The sequence below is a fragment of the Cyanobacteriota bacterium genome, from assembly GCA_027618255.1.
Taxonomy (GTDB): domain Bacteria; phylum Cyanobacteriota; class Vampirovibrionia; order LMEP-6097; family LMEP-6097; genus JABHOV01.
Genome location: JAQCFG010000099.1, coordinates 1 through 4,194, shown reverse-complemented (window position 1 = coordinate 4,194; position 4,194 = coordinate 1). Strand labels below are relative to the sequence as shown.

The window sequence follows — 4,194 nt, the reverse complement described above, 5'->3', positions numbered from 1 at the left end:
AGCCATCACTAGCAAAACAAGGTTTTGCAGGATGCCTGTTAATAATGTACACCATTTGCTTTAAGAAATAACTATTTTAGCAGGCTCATAACCTGGTCTTAACTTAGAAACGCTATACAAGGTACATAGGACAGGTAGTTTCTATGATAAACAATCAAGTTACAGAACAACAAAGCACTATAACAAGCGCTCGGCCCAAGTCCATCACCCAGAGTGATGACGTCGCTGGCAGTGCAGCAGAACTTGCTACGTTAAGAACAAAGGCGCAGCAATTAGAACAAGGTATTGCAACGACAGAAGTTAAACTAAGCTCTGTTGAAATTGGAGCAATCACCGACAAAAAATTAACCAAAGAAATCGAAACAATGCGCAAAGAGCTTACTGCCAAACTCACTGTTTTTGATGGTCTCAGAGCACAAATAGAACAACTCAAGCCTGAAGTGGGCGGGGATAAATTAGTTGCTCAAGCTAGTGACAATAAAGATTTTGCAGAAACGAATAGAGATGCTTATGCAAATGTACTCAAGTTTTTTGCTCAAGAAACTAAAGAAATGATCGGAGAGAATCCTGAACGTGGAGACTTACTTAAAATGAGTTTTCTTAATCAAGCTAAAGCAGGTAAAGAAGGCGCAGCTTTTTGGGCCCAGGAATCTGATTTCTGGACAAAAGAAATGGAAGCTGGTGCACCAGCGGAAGCTGCCAAAGCAGAGATTGCTGAATTATACGATATGGTTTTTCAATTAGAGAATCAAGTAAGTGATTTAATGGGTTCTGGCAAAAAAGGTGAGCAAGAATCAGCTAAATCAGAGCTTGATGGGCTCAAGAGCAAGATATCTGCATTGAGATCCCAAACAAGTACTTAAGTTAGTCAAGCATCGCCATTAATTTAGCTTCAAGCTTTTTATTTTTCTCTTTGTCTATAGATACTTTACTAAAAGTCTTCACAAAAGCTTTTAGGTTAGCATTTCGCCCTTTGAAGTTTCTATATTGTTCATCATGGTCTATAGTGTCACCCTTGGATAGGATTGCTTCTCTGAGCCTTGAACCCACTTGAGGATCAGTGGAACCATGTCTAACGAAAGTTCCCCAAGCATCTTTAGCCTTGGCAAGACACATGATGTATGAAGAATAGACTGTGTCATAACCACAATCAAAAATATATTCTAGTGAAGCAGGTATGCTGGTGCGGTCTTTGCCACGTCCAATCCAGTGTACTTTTTGTTTGCTTGCTAGTTTGTCATATATGGTATCGAGGTTTCCAAGTTCAGTTGCGCTGGTAATTTTGTGTACTGCTTGATCAAAAGCTAAACCACTAATATAAGCACCATAATGATAAGCGCCACGTGACTGTAGCACCTTCATAAAGTCTTTGGAAGCTTTGATTTGATCTCTGAATTTTTTAGGGATCTCTTTTCTAGTTTCGTGGTGACGTCCAATAAGTTTGAGCGCTTCATCATCATAGGCAAACTCTTCAAAGAGCATACTAGGAAATTCAGTGAGTCTAAAATCTCCTTGATAACCAGCATTGGCTTCAAGTTCCGCTTCAGAGAAAACGCAATGTAATGAATGTCCAAATTCATGAAGTAGAGTTACCAAATCTTCATGACCAAGAAATACTTTATCGCGACTCATTGGTTTGTCGAGATTCAGGTTTATAACATTTTGACAGGGGTTGGCGCTGCCATCATAGTTAAGAGCATGATCTGCAAGTGAGTGATCCCATGCTCCTGAACCTTTGCCGGGTCTAGAAAATAAATCAAAATACAAAGTTCCAAGTTCTCTATCATCACCATGTCTATCTTTTTCTGTTACCAAGAAAGTTTTTACATCAGGGTCCCAAGTATTGATACCTGCAATAGATCTAATTTTGACATTAAACAATTTTTCTGTAAGTTTGAAGATGCCTTTGAGACTAGATTTGAGTTCGAAATACTGACTTGTTTGGGCAGTATCTAGGCCAAGCTTTTGTTCTTGGTATAATTTCCCCAGGTAGCCTAAGTCCCAAGGATATACCCTATCTGGATTATTTTCAGAGTTAACGTAGCCTATCTTTTTTTGGAATTTTACTAATTCTTGACAGGCGGAAGCTTCTGAAGCTTTGATTATTTTAGACATTAGTTTTACAGCCTGATCATGTTCTTGGGCTTGGCTTTCTTGAAAGCCACACTGGTCTATATAGCTTGCGTGCCCATATTCATAATGATGTTTATGGCTACTTGGTGTTTCGCTGCTATAGAATTCATAAACTCCAGTGCGGCTTATCGCTTCTTCTACTATTGAATTGATATAGGTATCTAAATGGTCCTCGTCAGGATAAGCAGAGCCATTTTTATCTATACGCCCTTCATTATCATATTCGTACCAGTCTGTAAGATCACCCTTGCGGTAGTTATATTTATAGTAGCCCCCTACTTGCATGTAGTAGTCTGAATAATCTTTATGATCCTCTTCTGTCTTGGGACAGAGTTGAGCGATTTTCATTCTATTGAGCAAGATCTTCCTTGCAATAGGCAGATTGTCTAATTCTCCTTCAAGCTCTGGCTCTAGTAGACCGCCATTTGCATATTTGCTTCCTCTTTGGAAATATGCGATATATAATTTCTTTTTGAGCTTACTGTCTGCGATATGTTCCATGAATGGATAGAAGATGCCATCTTCAAGGTTGACCACTAACGCTCCTTTGGGGATGGCCTCAAGAGCCCAGGCTTGGGCATCATCTGAATAGTATCTCTCTTGTGTATATTTTTGAATTAGTTCATTACGCATTCTATTGGCTTTGGCTTTAGCACTGCGTTTGAAGTTCTCTGGCAAAGCTTCAAGATCAGCTATTGAAAGTTCATCATCATTCTCAGGTTTCTTTTTGAAGACAAGCTCAAATTTTGATCTTTGTACATTACGATAATATTGAATTTCTGCTTCAGCAGTTTCGTTCCTCAATTCTAATAATTTAGTCCTACTTGCTTCATCAAGAGTTGCTCCATTAGTCGCATAGCTATGCCAAACGGCTTCAGCATACTCTTTTCTCTCTACTTTACGAGAGATTTCTTTTTTGGCTGTTTTGGCTTCTTCTGGATATATTTTGTTAGCTTTAAGCTGCTCATCAATTTGTTTAAGTTCTGCTTTGTAATCAAGATCAGCCAAGCCAGCTATTTTATTGCCATTGTCATCTGTATAGCCCTTCCACTCAGGGCTATCAAAATAGACTCTAGCCATGTCGAAAAATTCAGGAATTAGCTCATGTTTCTCGAGTTCTGCTGTAGCCTTGTTTAGTGCTTCTTCAGCGGCTTTGCGAACTTTGGGATTATTGGACACCATCAAGAGATTAGATAGGTGGGCATAAAGTTTCCATTGTTTATGATTAAAGTCAATACTGCGGTGAAAAACTGAATCAAAATTTAGTCGGTTGCGCTGAGCTCTTTGATAATAATCTTCGATAAAGTCTTTAAGCACAGCTCTTACTGCATCTTTATTGTTACGGTATCTGCGCCCCAGTGCATGAGCGATTCTTTGATTAAGCCAACCACTTTCTGATTTGTCCTTCAAGCCAAAGTAAAACATCTCTATTAGACTGTCTCGAAACTCGGTGTTGTAGTAATTGTTGTTAAGTATATCTCTTAGACTACGTAAAAAATTTCCATTTCTCGAATTATATTCGGTGTCCATTAGCGCAGCGAAGCTCGACCTTCTTCCAAAACCAAGAGAGTTGTCTACAACACCATTGTCACCATCACGATTACCTAAGATGGTCTGTGCTGTGATCTTGGCATAATCAACATACTTAGTGTTAGTTGTTAGTGGATTTGCTGGATCATAGCGCCTGGTGTGAAAATCTGCAGGGTTAGCGTTTGCAGCACTGGAATTGAGTTGTCTTACGCTTTCACGTCTCTCGGGGTTATTAACAATTTTTTTTGCTGCAGGATTTCTATCAACTTTGATTTGATCTTCATCCTCAACGGACAAGAGTGTGAGTTTAATTCCAGATTTGGTGATTGCTGAGGGTAAGGACATGACTTTCAAGGGAATTCCCGAAAGATAATTATAACGCTTTCGGGCGCTTGTATAGTGTCAAGACAATAGGGGTTCTTGTAATAATCTATGCAGGCGAGAGCATATCGTGTCTTAGTTTAACTACCAGCAATTCTTGATTAAACTATTTTTAATGTAGATTTAGCTTGGTTTTACCTTCTTATTTGT

2 protein-coding genes are annotated in these 4,194 nt (G+C 39.0%); one reads left to right on the top strand and one right to left on the bottom strand.

The window, feature by feature from the left end; all coding sequences use genetic code 11:
• The first annotated feature begins 143 nt into the window (after window positions 1-143).
• Window positions 144-863, top strand: a complete 720-nt coding sequence (locus tag O3C63_09515) for a hypothetical protein (GenBank protein ID MDA0773160.1) — start codon at window positions 144-146, stop codon at window positions 861-863.
• Between the two features lies 1 nt (window position 864).
• Here O3C63_09515 and O3C63_09510 read toward each other — a convergent pair whose 3' ends face one another.
• Complete coding sequence (locus O3C63_09510; GenBank protein MDA0773159.1) at window positions 865-4,008, bottom strand: M3 family metallopeptidase; 3,144 nt, start codon at window positions 4,006-4,008, stop codon at window positions 865-867.
• Window positions 4,009-4,194 lie beyond the last annotated feature (186 nt).